Source organism: Streptomyces sp. NPDC058291 (assembly GCF_042880855.1).
Lineage (GTDB): Bacteria > Actinomycetota > Actinomycetes > Streptomycetales > Streptomycetaceae > Streptomyces.
Map to the genome: position 1 here is coordinate 1 of NZ_JBHVYK010000136.1, position 13,958 is coordinate 13,958.

A 13,958-nucleotide genomic window follows, 5' to 3' on the forward strand; every position below is an offset into this window, starting at 1 on the left:
GTACGGAGATCTCCGTACCGCCCCTCCTCGCACACCGCACCGCAGCGCCGCCTACGGCGCCTCTACAGGACCTTCGACAGGAACGCCTGCGTCCGCTCGTGCTGCGGGTTGGTCAGCACCTCGCGCGGGTTGCCCGACTCGACGACCACGCCGCCGTCCATGAAGACCAGGCTGTCGCCGACCTCGCGGGCGAAGCCCATCTCGTGGGTGACGACGATCATCGTCATCCCGGACTCGGCCAGGTCGCGCATGACGTCGAGGACGTCGCCGACCAGCTCCGGGTCGAGGGCCGAGGTCGGCTCGTCGAACAGCATCAGCTTCGGGTCCATGGCGAGCGCCCGGGCGATCGCGACGCGCTGCTGCTGGCCGCCGGAGAGCTGCGAGGGGTAGCTGCCGGCCTTGTCGGCGAGGCCGACGCGGTCCAGGAGCTCCCGCGCCCGCTCCCGGGCCTGGGCCTTGCTGACGCCCTTGACCTGGACCGGCGCCTCGACGATGTTGTCGAGCGCCGTCATGTGCGGGAACAGGTTGAACCGCTGGAACACCATGCCGATGTCCCGGCGCTTGAGCGCGACCTCGCTGTCCTTGAGCTCGTACAGCTTGTCGCCCTTCTGGCGGTAGCCCACCAGGTCCCCGTCGACGTACAGCCGGCCGGCGTTGATCTTCTCCAGGTGGTTGATGCACCGCAGGAACGTCGACTTGCCGGAGCCGGACGGGCCGATGAGGCAGAACACCTCGCCGTTCTTGACCTCCAGGTCGATGCCCTTGAGGACCTCGACCGCGCCGAAGGACTTGTGGACGCCCTCGGACTTCACCATCGCGGTCATGCCGCACCCCTTTCGCGGCCGATCGAGAACAGGTTCGCCCGGATCTTCTGGAAGACCGTGGGCGGCAGGCTGCGGCTCGAACCGCGGGCGTAGTAGCGCTCCAGGTAGTACTGGAAGACGCTGAAGACGCTGGTCATGACCAGGTACCAGATGGACGCGACGAAGAGCAGTTCCATCACGGCGAACGACGAGGAGCCGATCACCGAGGTCGAACGCAGCAGTTCGTTGTACGTCACCACGTACACCAGCGACGAGGTCTTCAGCATGTTGATGAACTCGTTGCCGGTCGGCGGCACGATCACCCGCATGGCCTGCGGGATGACGATGCGGCGCAGCGTCTTGCCGTGGCTCATGCCGAGCGCGTGGGCGGCCTCGGTCTGTCCCTCGTCCACGGCCAGCAGGCCGGCCCGGCAGATCTCGGCCATGTAGGCGGCCTCGTTGAGACCGAGGCCGAGCAGGGCGCACATGAACGGCGTCATGACGTCCGTCATCTCGTCCTTGTAGATCGGACCGAGGTTCAGGACGGGGAAGATCAGCGCCAGGTTGAACCACATCAGCAGCTGGACGTAGACCGGCGTGCCGCGGAAGAACCAGATGTAGACCCAGGCGACCGTGCTGGTCACCGGGTTCTTGGACAGCCGCATCACGGCCAGCAGGACGCCCAGGACCACGCCCAGCACCATGGACAGGACGCTGATCAGCAGGGTGCGCCCGGCGCCCGCGATGACCGTCGAGTCGAACAGCTGGTCACCGACGGTGTGCCACTGGATGTCGCCCTTGGCGAAGGCGTTGACCAGCAGCGCCAGCAGCGCGAGGACGATGACGGCGCTGACCCAGCGGCCGTAGTGGCGCACCGGGATGGCCTTGATGGCCTCCGGGGGGCCGGAGAACGCCGACTCCTTGGCGACCGGCGGGGTGTCCTCGGGCGGTGCGCCCGCCGAGGACTTGTCGAACTTGTCAGTCATGGGGACTGCCCTTCGAAGACTTCAAGAGGTGCGGGTGGATCACTTGCCGCCGTTGACCGAGGCGGACTTGATCGCGCCGCTCTCGGCGCCCCACTTCTCCAGCACCTTCTGGTAGGAGCCGTCCTTGATGATCGCGTCGACGGCCTCCTTGAGGGCGTCGCGCAGCTGGGTGTTCTTCTTGTCGACGACGATGCCGAACGGTGCGGCCTCGTACTGCTTGTCGAGCACCTCGAAGGTGTCGCCGTTGCCCGCCTTGCGGGCCATGTCCACGGCGACCGGGTAGTCGTTGACGCCGGCCACGGCGCCGCCGGACTTCACGCGGGTCTGGGCCTCGGTGTCGTTCTCGAACGACTCGATCTTGAGGGCCTTCTTGCCGCCCCCGGTGCACTTCTTGGACTGCGTCTGCAGGGCCACTTCGTAGGTGGTGCCCCGCTGCACGGCGACCGTCTGACCACAGAGGTCGTCCAGGGTCTTGATGCCCTTGGGGTTGCCCTTCTGCACGTAGACGGCCGTGCCGGCGGTGAAGTAGTCGACGAAGTCGACGCCCTCGCCCAGCTTCTTGCCCTTGTCGTCCAGGCCTTCCTGGCGCTGCTTGGTGTCCGTGATCGACGACATGGCGACGTTGTAGCGGCCGGTGTTGACCGCCGTGATCAGGGTGTCGAAGCCGCCCGAGGTGAACTGGAAGTCGACGCCGAGCTGCTTGCCGAGCGCGGCGGCGATGTCGGGGTCGACGCCCACGATCTTGCCGCCCTCGACGGACTCCATCGGGGCGTACTCGGCGTTGGTGCCGACCTTGATCACGCCCGCCTTCTGGATGTCGGCCGGGAGCTTCGAGAAGAGGGGGGCCTTGTCGGAGCTGCTCGACGCCTCGGAGGAGCTGCCGCCGCTGTTGGTCTGGTCGCCGCAGGCGGTGAGCAGCAGGGCGCCCGCGACCGCGAGGGATCCGACCGCTGCCAGGCGGGTGCGCGCGGCGGTCGTGTGTCGGGTGGAGCGTGCGGTCATGGTGGGTTCCTCCGGCGGATGGATGGAGATGCCGATGGCTCGACACATGTCGATGGGTCGACGAGAACACACACCTTCGGGTGTCGCGACCTCGTGTGATGACGGCATCTTGTCATTCGGACGACGCCATTCAGGGGGCCAGCCATGTCAAAATCGGATAACGGGCGACCCCCGAACCGCATCAGTCCGGTACATCACGACCGGACGGAGCCGGACCATCTGCGGGAATCTCCCGTTCCGGCCGAAAGATCTTCGGTTCCTCCCATGATGTGATCGCCTGCTGTGCGTCCCCCGTCGGCCCCGAGGCCGTGTCAAGGCCGTGTCAAGGGTTGTCAAGGGTTTCCCGGAGCCTGGCGAGTCCTCGCGCATGAGCCACGTCACTCGCGGTGATCTCTGTCGAAGGTCCACAGCTGTGGGGATGTGACCTTGCACCGAATGGACTCGTCGGGTGTGGTGTCCGTCCGGTAAGAAGGATTTCTACACCCCTCATCCGGGGCTCAGGGCGCGTGTGCGGCGCGCCCGACGCCAGGCGCCCGTACGCATCACCTCAGGGCCCTGTGCGATGCCCGCCCACTTCTCAATCAGGAGTGGCCACCCTCAAACCATGCAGACCTAAGGGGTACAACACAGTGGCAGCGGAGATCGTCAATCCTCGCAGCGAGAGCGCCGACCAGACGGGCCGGGAGGGCGGTGCGGAGCCCCTCGACTCGTTCGACCCCGTGTTCGCGCTGCACCGAGGCGGAAAGATGGCCGTGCAGGCCACCGTCCCGGTCCGCGACAAGGACGACCTGTCCCTCGCTTACACCCCCGGCGTCGCGCGCGTGTGCACCGCGATCGCGGAACAGCCGGACCTGGTGAACGACTACACCTGGAAGTCGTCCGTCGTCGCCGTCGTGACCGACGGCACGGCCGTGCTCGGGCTCGGGGACATCGGCCCCGAGGCCTCCCTCCCCGTGATGGAGGGCAAGGCCATCCTCTTCAAGCAGTTCGGCGGGGTGGACGCGGTTCCGATCGCGCTCGCCTGCACGGACGTGGACGAGATCATCGAGACGGTGGTGCGCCTCGCGCCCTCGTTCGGCGGAGTCAACCTGGAGGACATCTCGGCGCCGCGGTGCTTCGAGATCGAGCGCCGCCTCCAGGACGCGCTCGACATCCCGGTCTTCCACGACGACCAGCACGGCACCGCCATCGTGACGCTGGCGGCGCTGCGCAACGCCGCGCGGCTGAGCGGGCGCGGCATCGGCGAGCTGCGCGCGGTCATCTCGGGCGCCGGCGCGGCCGGGGTCGCCATCGCCAGGATGCTGGTCGAGGCCGGAATCGGGGACGTCGCGGTCGCCGACCGCAAGGGCGTCGTCTCGGCGGACCGGGAGGACCTGACGGACGTCAAGCGCGAGCTGGCCTCCTTCACCAACAAGGCCGGGCTGACCGGCTCGCTGGAGAACGCGCTGGCCGGCGCCGACGTCTTCATCGGCGTCTCCGGCGGCACGGTGGCCGAGGAGGCGGTGGCTTCCATGGCGAAGGGCGCGTTCGTCTTCGCCATGGCCAACCCGAACCCCGAGGTGCATCCGGACGTCGCCCACAAGTACGCGGCGGTCGTCGCGACCGGGCGGTCGGACTTCCCGAACCAGATCAACAACGTGCTGGCGTTCCCGGGCGTCTTCGCCGGCGCGCTGCAGGTGCGGGCGTCCCGGATCACCGAGGGCATGAAGATCGCGGCCGCCGAGGCGCTGGCGGGCGTCGTCGGGGACGATCTCGCGGCGGACTACGTGATCCCGTCGCCGTTCGACGAGCGGGTCGCTCCCGCGGTGACGGCGGCGGTCGCCGCGGCCGCTCGCGCGGAAGGCGTCGCTCGTCGCTGACGTGCGCCCGAATGGTCCCGTCCGTGAGGGCGGGACCATTTCTTTGCCCGCCGGCCAGCCCGTTCGGGTGCGGCCGAGGGCGCCGTCCCAGCCGTTTCAGGAGTTGCCGTCCCCGGACTCCCGCTTCGGCCGGGGACGGTCCTCGCCCCCGGCCGCCGGGCGGGCCGACGTGTTTCCGGCCGGGGCTCGGTCGTGGGCCGGGGTCGGGCGCCGTACGGGGAACGCGCGGAGCGCAAGAGGGTGTGTCTCACAGTGTCGCCCGGTTTCGCTCGCCGGTCGCGGACTTTAGGGTCGGGTCCATGTTCGCCGCCTACGCCGCCCGAATCGATCGCGACCAGCCGCTTTCCGGCCTGGAGTTGGGGGAGCGCCCGGCCCCCGAGGCCCGTCCCGGCTGGAGCGTCGTCGACGTCCGGGCCGCTTCCCTCAACCATCACGATCTCTGGTCGCTCCGGGGCGTCGGTCTCCCGGAGGGCCGGCTGCCGATGATCCTCGGCTGCGACGCCGCCGGTGTCGACGCGGACGGCAACGAGGTCGTCCTGCACTCCGTGATCGGGCAGACCGGGCACGGCGTCGGGCCCGACGAGCCCCGTTCCATCCTCACCGAGCGCTACCAGGGCACCTTCGCCGAGCAGGTCGCCGTGCCGACCTGGAACGTCCTGCCCAAGCCGAAGGAGCTCTCGTTCGCGGAGGCCGCCTGTCTGCCCACGGCCTGGCTGACGGCGTACCGCATGCTCTTCACCAACGCGGGCGTGCGGCCCGGGGACTCCGTGCTCGTCCAGGGGGCCGGCGGCGGTGTCGCCACGGCGGCCATCGTGCTGGGCAGGGCGGCCGGCCTGCGGGTCTTCGCCACCAGCAGGGACGAGGCCAAGCGGAAGCGGGCCCTGGAACTCGGCGCGGTCGAGGCGGTCGAGCCGGGCGCCCGGCTGCCGCAGCGGGTGGACGCCGTGATCGAGACCGTCGGCGCGGCCACCTGGTCGCACTCCGTGAAGTCGCTGCGGCCCGGCGGCACGCTCGTGATCTCCGGCGCCACCAGCGGCGACCGGCCCTCGCACGCCGAGCTCACCCGGATCTTCTTCCTGGAGCTGAAGGTCGTCGGCTCCACCATGGGGTCGAAGGACGAGCTGGAGGACCTGCTCTCCTTCTGCGCGGTCACCGGGGTCCGCCCCGTCATCGACGAGGTGCTTCCGCTCGACCGGGCCCGAGAGGGCTTCGAACGGCTCGCGTCCGGCGAACAGTTCGGCAAGATCGTGCTCACCAACGGCTGACCGGCCCGCCGGTCGTCCGGCGCACGCGGTCGCAGGGCGGGCCCGGGTTCCGGGCCCGCCCTTTTCGCGGCGTCCGTGTCAACTATGGTTGACGGATGGGTGATGTCAACGTAAGTTGACGTCATGACCGAAGCAACGGATCTCGCCGAGCGGGCCGGCGACCGCGATCCACGGGTCGGGCTGCGCGCCGTCGCGGCACTGCGCAGGCTGCTGGAGCAGCTGGAGGCGGTGCAGGTGCGCAGCGCGCGCAACCAGGGCTGGTCGTGGCAGGAGATCGCCGCGGAACTCGGGGTCAGCAGGCAGGCCGTGCACAAGAAGTACGGGAGGCGATGATGTTCGAGCGGTTCACGAAGGACGCACGGGCCGTGGTGCAGTCGGCGGCGACGCACGCCGAACGGGCGGGCGCCGAGCGGGTCGAGGAGACGCATGTGCTGCTCGCCCTCCTCGACCGGGAGGGCGGCCGCGGTTCGTTCGCGCTGGCCGCGCTCGGGCTGCCGCCGGGCGGACGCGACGGGCTCGTACGGGATCTGGGCGAGGTCCGCCGCCGGGGCGGCCTCTCCCGCGCCGACGCGCAAGCCCTGTCGGGACTGGGCATCGACGTCTCCGAGATCGTCTCGCGGGTGGAGGAGGCACACGGGGAGGGCGCCCTGGCGGCCGACGGCGAGGGGAACGCCGGCGCGCGCCTCTTCGGCGGACGGCCCTTCGACCACGGGGCCAGGGAGCTGCTCACCGACACGCTGCGCATCGCCGTCGCCCGCCGCGAACGGCACATCGGCGACGAGCACCTGCTGCTCGCCCTGACCGCCCGCCGCGGCGCCCCCTCGGAGATCCTCGCCGACCACGGCGTCACCTACACCTCCCTGGCCCGCGTGCTGTACGGCGACGACAGCGACGCCGAGGGCGACGGCCACGGGGGCGTCGCCGCCCGGGCCGGCTGAGGCGAGACGCAGCCGCGGGCCGTGACCCCGGGCCCGGGCCCGGATCCGGGGTCAGGGCTACGGGCTCCCGGCCCCGGGCCCGGGGTCAAGGCTGTGGGCTCCCGGGCCGGGGCGCGGGTTCCGGGTCCGGGCCCGGGGTCAAGGCTGCGGGCGTTCCGGGTCCGGGCCCGGGGTCAGGGCTGTGGGCTCCCGGGCCGGGGCGCGGGTTCCGGGTCCGGGCCCGGGGTCAGGGCTGTGGGTTCCCGGGCCGGGGCGCGGGTTCCTGGTCCGGGCCCGGGGTCAGGGCTGTGGGCTCCCGGTCCGGGGGCGCGGGTTCCGGGTCCGGGCCCGGGGTCAGGGCTGTGGGCCCCCGGCCCGGGGACGCGGGGTCGGGGCTGTGGGCTCCCGGTCCGGGGACGCGGGGCCAGGCTCCGGGCTTCCGGCTCAGGGCTGTGGGCCTCTGGTCCCGGGACGCGGGGCCAGGGTCCGGGCTCGGGCGCCGCACACCGGGGCGTCAGGTCCGGATCCGGGCCCCGGCTCCGGGCCCCGGCTCCGGACATCGGGTCCAGATGGGGGCGCCGGATTCGGGCGTCAGGTTCGGGTCAGGGCTTCGGGTGGCGGAGCACCACGCCGATGTGCGCCGCCGCCGTCGACAGATGGCGGCGCGCCTCGCGGAGTTGCTCACCGGTGACGCCGTGGTCGCGGGCCGCGTCGCGGATGTCGTCCCGGAAGCGGTCCAGGAGGCGGTCCAGATCCCGGGCGGGGTCACCGCTGGAGTCCTCGTGGGCCCAGGCCGGCTCGTACGTGGCGGGGAAGTCCTCCGGGGTGCGGGAGTACTCCGGACGTGCGCTCGCCGCGGTCTCCGTCGACCCGGCCGGCTTCGTCGCCGAGGACGACTCGGCGGCCGTCGAACCCGTGGCGCCGGGGCGGCCGAAACCGAAGTCCTTGCCGTACTCCCGTCCGAAGTCCTTGCCGAACTCCCCGAACTCCTTGGCGAGTTCCGTCAGACCCTCCCGGACGCCCGTCGGCCAGTCGCCCCGCGTGAAGTGGTCCTGGACCTGTTCCTGCACCCGGCGCGCTATGCGCTGGACCTCCTCCTGGGCCTGGGAACGCGCTCGGTCCTGCGCCTCCTTGGCCTGCCGGCGGGCCTGCTGGGCCTCCTCGCGGGCGCGGCGGCTCTCGTCCTTGGCCCGGCGCGCCTGCTCCTTCCACTCCTGCTTGACGCGGCGCATCTCCTCCTTGGCGGCCCGCCACGCCTCCCGGTCGCCGTGTTCCCCGTATTCCCCGTACTCGCCGGGCTCCCCGCGCTCCGCGGAGGCGGCCCCCTCGCCCTTGCGCGCCTGCGAGGCCGCCGCCCGCATCTCGCGCCGCAGCTCTCCCGCCGCGCCGCGCACATCGGCCCGTATCTCCGCGGCCAGCTCGGCGACCGACTCGCGGATCTCCAGCTCCAGGTCGGCCAGTTCGCCGCTGCGGTCGGCCAGTTCGGCCCGGCCCGCGTCGGTGATGGCGTACACCTTGCGGCCGCCCTCGGTGGTGTGGGTGACCAGGCCCTCCGCCTCCAGCTTGGCCAGCCGGGGGTACACGGTGCCGGCCGACGGCGCGTACAGCCCCTGGAAGCGCTCCTCCAGGAGACGGATCACCTCGTAGCCGTGGCGTGGCGCCTCGTCCAGCAGCTTCAGCAGGTAGAGGCGCAGGCGGCCATGGGCGAAGACGGGAGCCATCTCAGAGCACCTTCTTGTCGGTCGTGCCGTCGGCCGGGTCGGCGGAGGAACTCCCGCCGCCCGGACCGGAATCGGCGGGGTCTCCAGGACCGGAGGGCGGCCCGGAGCGCCCCTCGTCCCGCACGTCGACGTCCGGCTCGTCCGCCGCGGGCCTGCGCAGCAGGGCGATCGAGCCGGAGACCGTGGTGGCCTTGAGGCTGCCGTTGCCCGCGCCCAGCCGCCCGGTGATGCGCTTGGCGCCCCACTGGCCGCTGACCCGCAGATCCTCGAAGGCGTTGGAGACCGAGCCGCTCGCGGTGTTCGCCTCCACCAGCGCGTCCGCCGGCTGGGGCAGCCGGATGGCGATCTCGCCCGAGACGCTCGTCAGGTCGATGCTCGTGGGCCGGCTGGTCGGGTCCAGGTCGACGACCATGGATCCGCTGATGGAGTCGGCCTTCACGGAGGAGCCCGCCTCGACCACGGTCAGATCGCCGGAGACGGAGTTGAACCGCAGGTCGCCGGTGAGGGCCTGGGCGTCCACGCTCCCCGAGACGGTGTCGGCGCGCACCGGGCCCGCGAGCCCCACCAGCGTCGTGTCGCCGTTGACGCCCTTCACCTCGGCGGGGCCGTCGATGCCCGAGACCACCGCCCCGGCGCTCACCACGCCCACCTCCACACGGGTGCCGGCCGGCACGGCGAGCGAGACGACGGCGCTGCGCCGCCAGCCCTTGCGGTCGAGCCATTTGAGGAAGCCCTTCCAGGGCAGGTCCTCGTACGCCACCGTCAGGTTCCCGCCATGATGGCTCACCACCAGGGGCGGTCCCTCGATCCGGGACACCTCCAGGCGGGCTGTTCTCTCGTCGGTGCCCACCACGTTCACGGTGCCGTCGACGATGCGCACGTGCAGTTCGCGCACGGGCTCGTCGAAGGAGAGCTTCCTCGGCTCGGCGACGGACCACTCGGTCATGGTGCGGACCTCCTCCACGGTGACGACACGACACGCCATATCGCGTCTCCCGGAAAACACGATATATCGCGGCAATCGAAAGTCAAGACACTCGTTCCGGTGAGCCTTCCGCCCGGAAACGAGGAAAGAGGGGCGTCGTCCGACGCCCCTCTGCGCGCGGCCGCCCGAGACGGCCTGCTCGACGGCCTGGCGAACGGCCGCCCGTTGTGCGGGACGGCCTGTTCGGCCTTCCCGGTCGGGCCGGGCCCGCTCGGTCCCGCCCCGTCCCTATTCGTCGTCCTCGTCGTCCAGCCGCGCCAGCCATGTGGCCAGCCGCTCCACCGGCACCTCGAAGTCCGGATTCAGGTCCACGAACGTCCGCAGCTGCTCGGCGAGCCACTCGAAGGTGACCTCCTGCTCGCCGCGCCGCTTCTCGAGTTCCTCGATTCCGCGATCGGTGAAGTACATGGATCGTGCTCCGTGGGGTGGCTCGCAGGGACAGGGTTCCGCCCTCGGGGGAAGGACCCTTGTTCCTGCGAGGGGAGGAAGGGGTCGCTCTCCGGTGCGGAGGGGACAGGAAAAGGATAGGCGCAGGGGGACGGGCGTCGGGGGACAGGGGAGGCGGGGGAGTGCCATGAGCGGTGAGGACGTGACAGGGGTGGCGCGGATCGCCCACGCGGCGGACCTGCGCGGCCCGCGGGGCCGGCGGCAGGCGGGCGCCGGCGGCGGGCGGAAACGACTGAGCAGGAGGCGCTCACGGACCTGGACGCGACGCTGGGCAGCAAGCACCCGCACGCCGTCTCGGCCCCCTCCCGCAACCGCCCCTGCCGGGACTTCGAACCGCAGGTCATCTGACGAAGCCACCAGTTCGCGGGCCGTCCGGGCCGTCCGGGCCGTCCGGGCCGTCCGGGCCGCGCGACCCGGACCGGCAGCCCGGCACGCCGAAGGGCCCGGCCTCCGGAAACCTCCGGAGGCCGGGCCCTTCCCGCGTGACGGCCGGGGACTACGCCTCGAACACCTCACGCACCAGCTGCTCCTGCTCCGCCTGGTGGCGCTTGGCGGAACCGACCGCCGGGGACGAGCCGTGCGGCCGCGAGATGCGGCGCAGGCGCTCGCCGTGCGGCACGTCCGCGCCGACCGCGAGGTCCAGGTGGTCGATCAGGTTCAGGGCGATGAACGGCCAGGCGCCCTGGTTGGCCGGCTCCTCCTGGGCCCACAGGTACTTCTCGGCGTTGGGGTACTTGTTGACCTCGGCCTGGACCTCGGCGCCGGGCAGCGGGTACAGCCGCTCCAGCCGGATGATCGCCGTGTCCGTGACCCCGCGCTTCTGACGTTCGGCGTCCAGGTCGTAGTAGACCTTGCCGGCGCAGAACACGACCTTCTTGACCGCGTTCGGGTCGACCGACGCGTCGCCGATGACCGGGCGGAACTGGCCCGTGGTGAACTCCTCCGCCTTCGACGCGGCGGCCTTCAGACGCAGCATCGACTTCGGGGTGAAGACGACCAGCGGCTTGTGGTGCGGGTTGTGCACCTGCCACCGCAGGAGGTGGAAGTAGTTCGACGGGAGCGTGGGCATCGCGACCGTCATGTTGTTCTGGGCGCAGAGCTGCAGGAAACGCTCGACGCGGGCCGAGGAGTGGTCCGGGCCCTGGCCCTCGTAGCCGTGGGGGAGCAGGAGCGTGACGCCGCTGGTCTGGCCCCACTTCTGCTCGGCGGCCGAGATGTACTCGTCGACGACCGTCTGCGCGCCGTTGACGAAGTCGCCGAACTGCGCCTCCCACATCACGAGCGCGTCGGGGCGGGCCAGCGAGTAGCCGTACTCGAAGCCCATGACCGCGTACTCGGACAGCAGCGAGTTGTAGACGTTGTAGCGCGCCTGCTCGTCGGCGAGGTACTGGAGCGGCGTGTGCTCCTCGCCCGTCTCGCGGTCGATGAGGACCGCGTGGCGCTGGCCGAAGGTGCCGCGCTGGGAGTCCTGGCCGGACAGCCGGACCGGCGTGCCCTCCAGGAGGAGGGAGCCGACCGCGAGGGTCTCGCCCATGCCCCAGTCGATCGTCCCGTCCTCGACCATCGTGGCCCGGCGCTGCAGCTGGGGCAGCAGACGCGGGTGCACGTGGAAGTAGTCCGGGATGTTGACCTGGGACTCGGCGATGCGCTTGACGACCTCGGTGGAGATCGCGGTGTTCACGGCGACCGGGAACTCCGCCTGCGGGTCCGAGACCGGTCCCGCGCTCGGCTGGGCCGTGACGGCCTCGCGGACCTCGGTGAAGACCTTCTCCAGCTGGCCCTGGTAGTCCTGCAGCGCCTGCTCGGCCTCTTCCAGGGTGATGTCGCCGCGACCGATGAGGGACTCGGTGTACAGCTTGCGCACCGAGCGCTTCTTGTCGATCAGGTCGTACATCAGCGGCTGGGTGAAGGCCGGGTTGTCCGACTCGTTGTGACCGCGGCGGCGGTAGCAGATGAGGTCGATCACCACGTCCTTGTTGAACGCCTGGCGGAACTCGAAGGCCAGACGCGCGACGCGCACCACGGCCTCCGGGTCGTCGCCGTTCACGTGGAAGATCGGGGCCTCGATCATGCGCGCCACGTCCGTGGCGTACATCGACGACCGCGAGGACTCCGGGGCGGCCGTGAAGCCGACCTGGTTGTTGATGACGATGTGGACCGTGCCGCCCGTGCGGTAACCGCGCAGCTGCGACATGTTCAGCGTCTCGGCCACCACGCCCTGGCCCGCGAAGGCCGCGTCGCCGTGCAGGGCGACCGGCAGGACCGTGAAGTCCGAGCCGCCCTTGTTGATGATGTCCTGCTTGGCGCGGGCGATGCCCTCGATGACCGGGTCGACCGTCTCCAGGTGGGAGGGGTTCGCGGCCAGCGACACCTTGATCTGCTCGCCGTCCAGGCCGGTGAAGGTCCCCTCGGCGCCCAGGTGGTACTTCACGTCGCCGGAGCCGTGCATCGACTTCGGGTCGAGGTTGCCCTCGAACTCGCGGAAGATCTGCGCGTACGACTTGCCCACGATGTTCGCGAGGACGTTCAGCCGGCCGCGGTGGGCCATGCCGATGACGACCTCGTCCAGGCGGGACTCGGCGGCCGAGTCCAGCACCGCGTCCAGCAGCGGGATGACGGACTCGCCGCCCTCCAGCGAGAAGCGCTTCTGGCCGACGTACTTGGTCTGCAGGAACGTCTCGAAGGCCTCCGCGGCGTTCAGCCGGCGCAGGATGCGCAGCTGCTCCTCGCGCTCCGGCTTGGTGTGCGGGCGCTCGATGCGGTCCTGGATCCAGCGGCGCTGCTTGGGGTCCTGGATGTGCATGAACTCGACGCCGGTGGTGCGGCAGTACGAGTCGCGCAGCACGCCGAGGATGTCGCGCAGCTTCATCAGGGACTTGCCCGAGAAACCGCCGACCGCGAACTCGCGCTCCAGGTCCCACAGGGTGAGGCCGTGCTCGGTGATGTCGAGGTCGGGGTGCTTGCGCTGGCGGTACTCCAGCGGGTCGGTGTCGGCCATGACGTGGCCGCGGACCCGGTAGGAGTGGATCAGCTCGAAGACGCGGGCGGCCTTGGTGACGTCGTCGTCGTGGCTGGCGTCGATGTCCTTGAGCCAGCGGACCGGCTCGTAGGGGATGCGCAGCGCCTCGAAGATCTCGTCGAAGAAGCCGTTCTCGCCGAGCAGCAGGTTGGCGACGATCCGCAGGAACTCGCCGGAGGCGGCGCCCTGGATGACCCGGTGGTCGTAGGTCGACGTGAGCGTCATGACCTTCGAGATGCCGAGCTTGTTCAGGGTGTCCTGGCTGGTGCCCTGGAACTCCGCCGGGTAGTCCATGGAGCCGACGCCCATGATGACCGACTGGCCGGGCATCAGACGCGGCACGGAGTGCACGGTGCCGAGGCCGCCGGGGTTGGTCAGGGAGACGGTGACGCCGGTGAAGTCGTCCATCGTCAGCTTGCCGTCGCGGGCGCGGCGGACGATGTCCTCGTAGGCCTGCCAGAACTCGAAGAAGTTCAGCGTCTCGGCCTTCTTGATGCCGGCGACGACGAGCTGGCGGTCGCCGTTGGGCTTCACCAGGTCGATGGCCAGGCCGAAGTTGACGTGCGGCGGCTTGACGAGGGTGGGCTTCCCGTCCTTCTCCGCGTAGTGCCAGTTCATCGACGGCATGGCCTTGATGGCCTGCACCATCGCGAAGCCGATCAGGTGCGTGAAGGAGATCTTCCCGCCCCGGGCGCGCTTGAGGTGGTTGTTGATGACGATGCGGTTGTCGAACAGCAGCTTCACCGGGACCGCACGCACGGACGTGGCCGTGGGCAGCTCCAGCGAGGCGTTCATGTTCTTGGCGACCGCGGCGGACGGGCCGCGCAGCGTCACGAACTCGGGGCCGTCGGCGGCGGGCGTCGCGGCAGGCGCGGGCTTGGCGGCGGCCGGCTTGGCCGCGGGGGCCGCCTTCGCCGGGGCCGGGGCCGGGGCGGCGGCTGCGGGCTTCGGGGC

The 13,958-nt window shown here is 70.9% G+C and carries 11 protein-coding genes; 4 read left to right on the forward strand and 7 right to left on the reverse strand.

The window, feature by feature from the left end:
- Positions 1-62: 62 nt before the first annotated feature.
- The 3 genes from ACFVYK_RS36440 to ACFVYK_RS36450 are packed head-to-tail and all read right to left on the reverse strand — an operon-like array spanning position 63 to position 2,791.
- Positions 63-824: an amino acid ABC transporter ATP-binding protein gene (locus ACFVYK_RS36440; RefSeq protein ID WP_389781028.1), complete on the reverse strand. Its 762-nt coding sequence runs from the start codon at positions 822-824 to the stop codon at positions 63-65.
- A complete protein-coding gene (locus tag ACFVYK_RS36445) occupies positions 821-1,789 on the reverse strand; it encodes an amino acid ABC transporter permease (protein ID WP_389781029.1) in 969 nt (322 codons plus the stop codon). The genes ACFVYK_RS36440 and ACFVYK_RS36445 overlap by 4 nt, the downstream gene beginning before the upstream one ends.
- A gap of 39 nt (positions 1,790-1,828) precedes the next feature.
- Complete coding sequence (locus ACFVYK_RS36450) at positions 1,829-2,791, reverse strand: ABC transporter substrate-binding protein (protein WP_389781030.1); 963 nt, start codon at positions 2,789-2,791, stop codon at positions 1,829-1,831.
- A 629-nt stretch (positions 2,792-3,420) separates the two neighbouring features.
- Here ACFVYK_RS36450 and ACFVYK_RS36455 point away from each other — a divergent pair.
- The 4 genes from ACFVYK_RS36455 (at position 3,421) to ACFVYK_RS36470 (ending at position 6,853) form a co-directional block, all read left to right on the forward strand.
- On the forward strand, positions 3,421-4,650 hold the full coding sequence (locus ACFVYK_RS36455) for an NADP-dependent malic enzyme (RefSeq protein WP_389781031.1): 1,230 nt from the start codon (positions 3,421-3,423) through the stop codon (positions 4,648-4,650).
- Positions 4,651-4,949: 299 nt separating this feature from the next.
- On the forward strand, positions 4,950-5,915 hold the full coding sequence (locus ACFVYK_RS36460) for a zinc-binding dehydrogenase (protein ID WP_389781032.1): 966 nt from the start codon (positions 4,950-4,952) through the stop codon (positions 5,913-5,915).
- Positions 5,916-6,038: 123 nt separating this feature from the next.
- A complete protein-coding gene (locus tag ACFVYK_RS36465) occupies positions 6,039-6,248 on the forward strand; it encodes a helix-turn-helix domain-containing protein (protein WP_003997975.1) in 210 nt (69 codons plus the stop codon).
- Positions 6,248-6,853 (forward strand): Clp protease N-terminal domain-containing protein, encoded by a 606-nt coding sequence (locus ACFVYK_RS36470; protein ID WP_389781035.1) that lies wholly within the window; start codon positions 6,248-6,250, stop codon positions 6,851-6,853. Before ACFVYK_RS36465 ends, ACFVYK_RS36470 begins: the two co-directional genes overlap by 1 nt.
- Before the next feature lie 581 nt (positions 6,854-7,434).
- On the opposite strand, the gene ACFVYK_RS36475 is transcribed toward ACFVYK_RS36470, so the two are convergent.
- From ACFVYK_RS36475 to ACFVYK_RS36490, 4 genes are all read right to left on the reverse strand, one after another.
- Positions 7,435-8,553, reverse strand: coding sequence for a helix-turn-helix transcriptional regulator (locus ACFVYK_RS36475; RefSeq protein ID WP_389781033.1), 1,119 nt, complete (start codon positions 8,551-8,553; stop codon positions 7,435-7,437).
- A 1-nt stretch (position 8,554) separates the two neighbouring features.
- A complete protein-coding gene (locus tag ACFVYK_RS36480; protein WP_389781036.1) occupies positions 8,555-9,499 on the reverse strand; it encodes a DUF4097 domain-containing protein in 945 nt (314 codons plus the stop codon).
- Positions 9,500-9,766: 267 nt separating this feature from the next.
- Complete coding sequence (locus ACFVYK_RS36485; protein ID WP_046418474.1) at positions 9,767-9,946, reverse strand: DUF6104 family protein; 180 nt, start codon at positions 9,944-9,946, stop codon at positions 9,767-9,769.
- A gap of 535 nt (positions 9,947-10,481) precedes the next feature.
- A partial coding sequence (locus ACFVYK_RS36490; RefSeq protein ID WP_389781034.1) for a multifunctional oxoglutarate decarboxylase/oxoglutarate dehydrogenase thiamine pyrophosphate-binding subunit/dihydrolipoyllysine-residue succinyltransferase subunit occupies positions 10,482-13,958 on the reverse strand: 3,477 nt, incomplete at its 5' end.

Excerpts from the sequence above, each read along its gene's own strand:
- ACFVYK_RS36440 (WP_389781028.1), bottom strand. The coding sequence starts at position 824 with ATGACCGCGATGGTGAAGTCCGAGGGCGTCCACAAGTCCTTCGGCGCG.
- ACFVYK_RS36445 (WP_389781029.1), bottom strand. The coding sequence starts at position 1,789 with ATGACTGACAAGTTCGACAAGTCCTCGGCGGGCGCACCGCCCGAGGAC.
- ACFVYK_RS36450 (WP_389781030.1), bottom strand. The coding sequence starts at position 2,791 with ATGACCGCACGCTCCACCCGACACACGACCGCCGCGCGCACCCGCCTG.
- ACFVYK_RS36460 (WP_389781032.1), top strand. The coding sequence starts at position 4,950 with ATGTTCGCCGCCTACGCCGCCCGAATCGATCGCGACCAGCCGCTTTCC.
- ACFVYK_RS36465 (WP_003997975.1), top strand. The coding sequence starts at position 6,039 with ATGACCGAAGCAACGGATCTCGCCGAGCGGGCCGGCGACCGCGATCCA.
- ACFVYK_RS36470 (WP_389781035.1), top strand. The coding sequence starts at position 6,248 with ATGTTCGAGCGGTTCACGAAGGACGCACGGGCCGTGGTGCAGTCGGCG.
- ACFVYK_RS36475 (WP_389781033.1), bottom strand. The coding sequence starts at position 8,553 with ATGGCTCCCGTCTTCGCCCATGGCCGCCTGCGCCTCTACCTGCTGAAG.
- ACFVYK_RS36480 (WP_389781036.1), bottom strand. The coding sequence starts at position 9,499 with ATGACCGAGTGGTCCGTCGCCGAGCCGAGGAAGCTCTCCTTCGACGAG.
- ACFVYK_RS36485 (WP_046418474.1), bottom strand. The coding sequence starts at position 9,946 with ATGTACTTCACCGATCGCGGAATCGAGGAACTCGAGAAGCGGCGCGGC.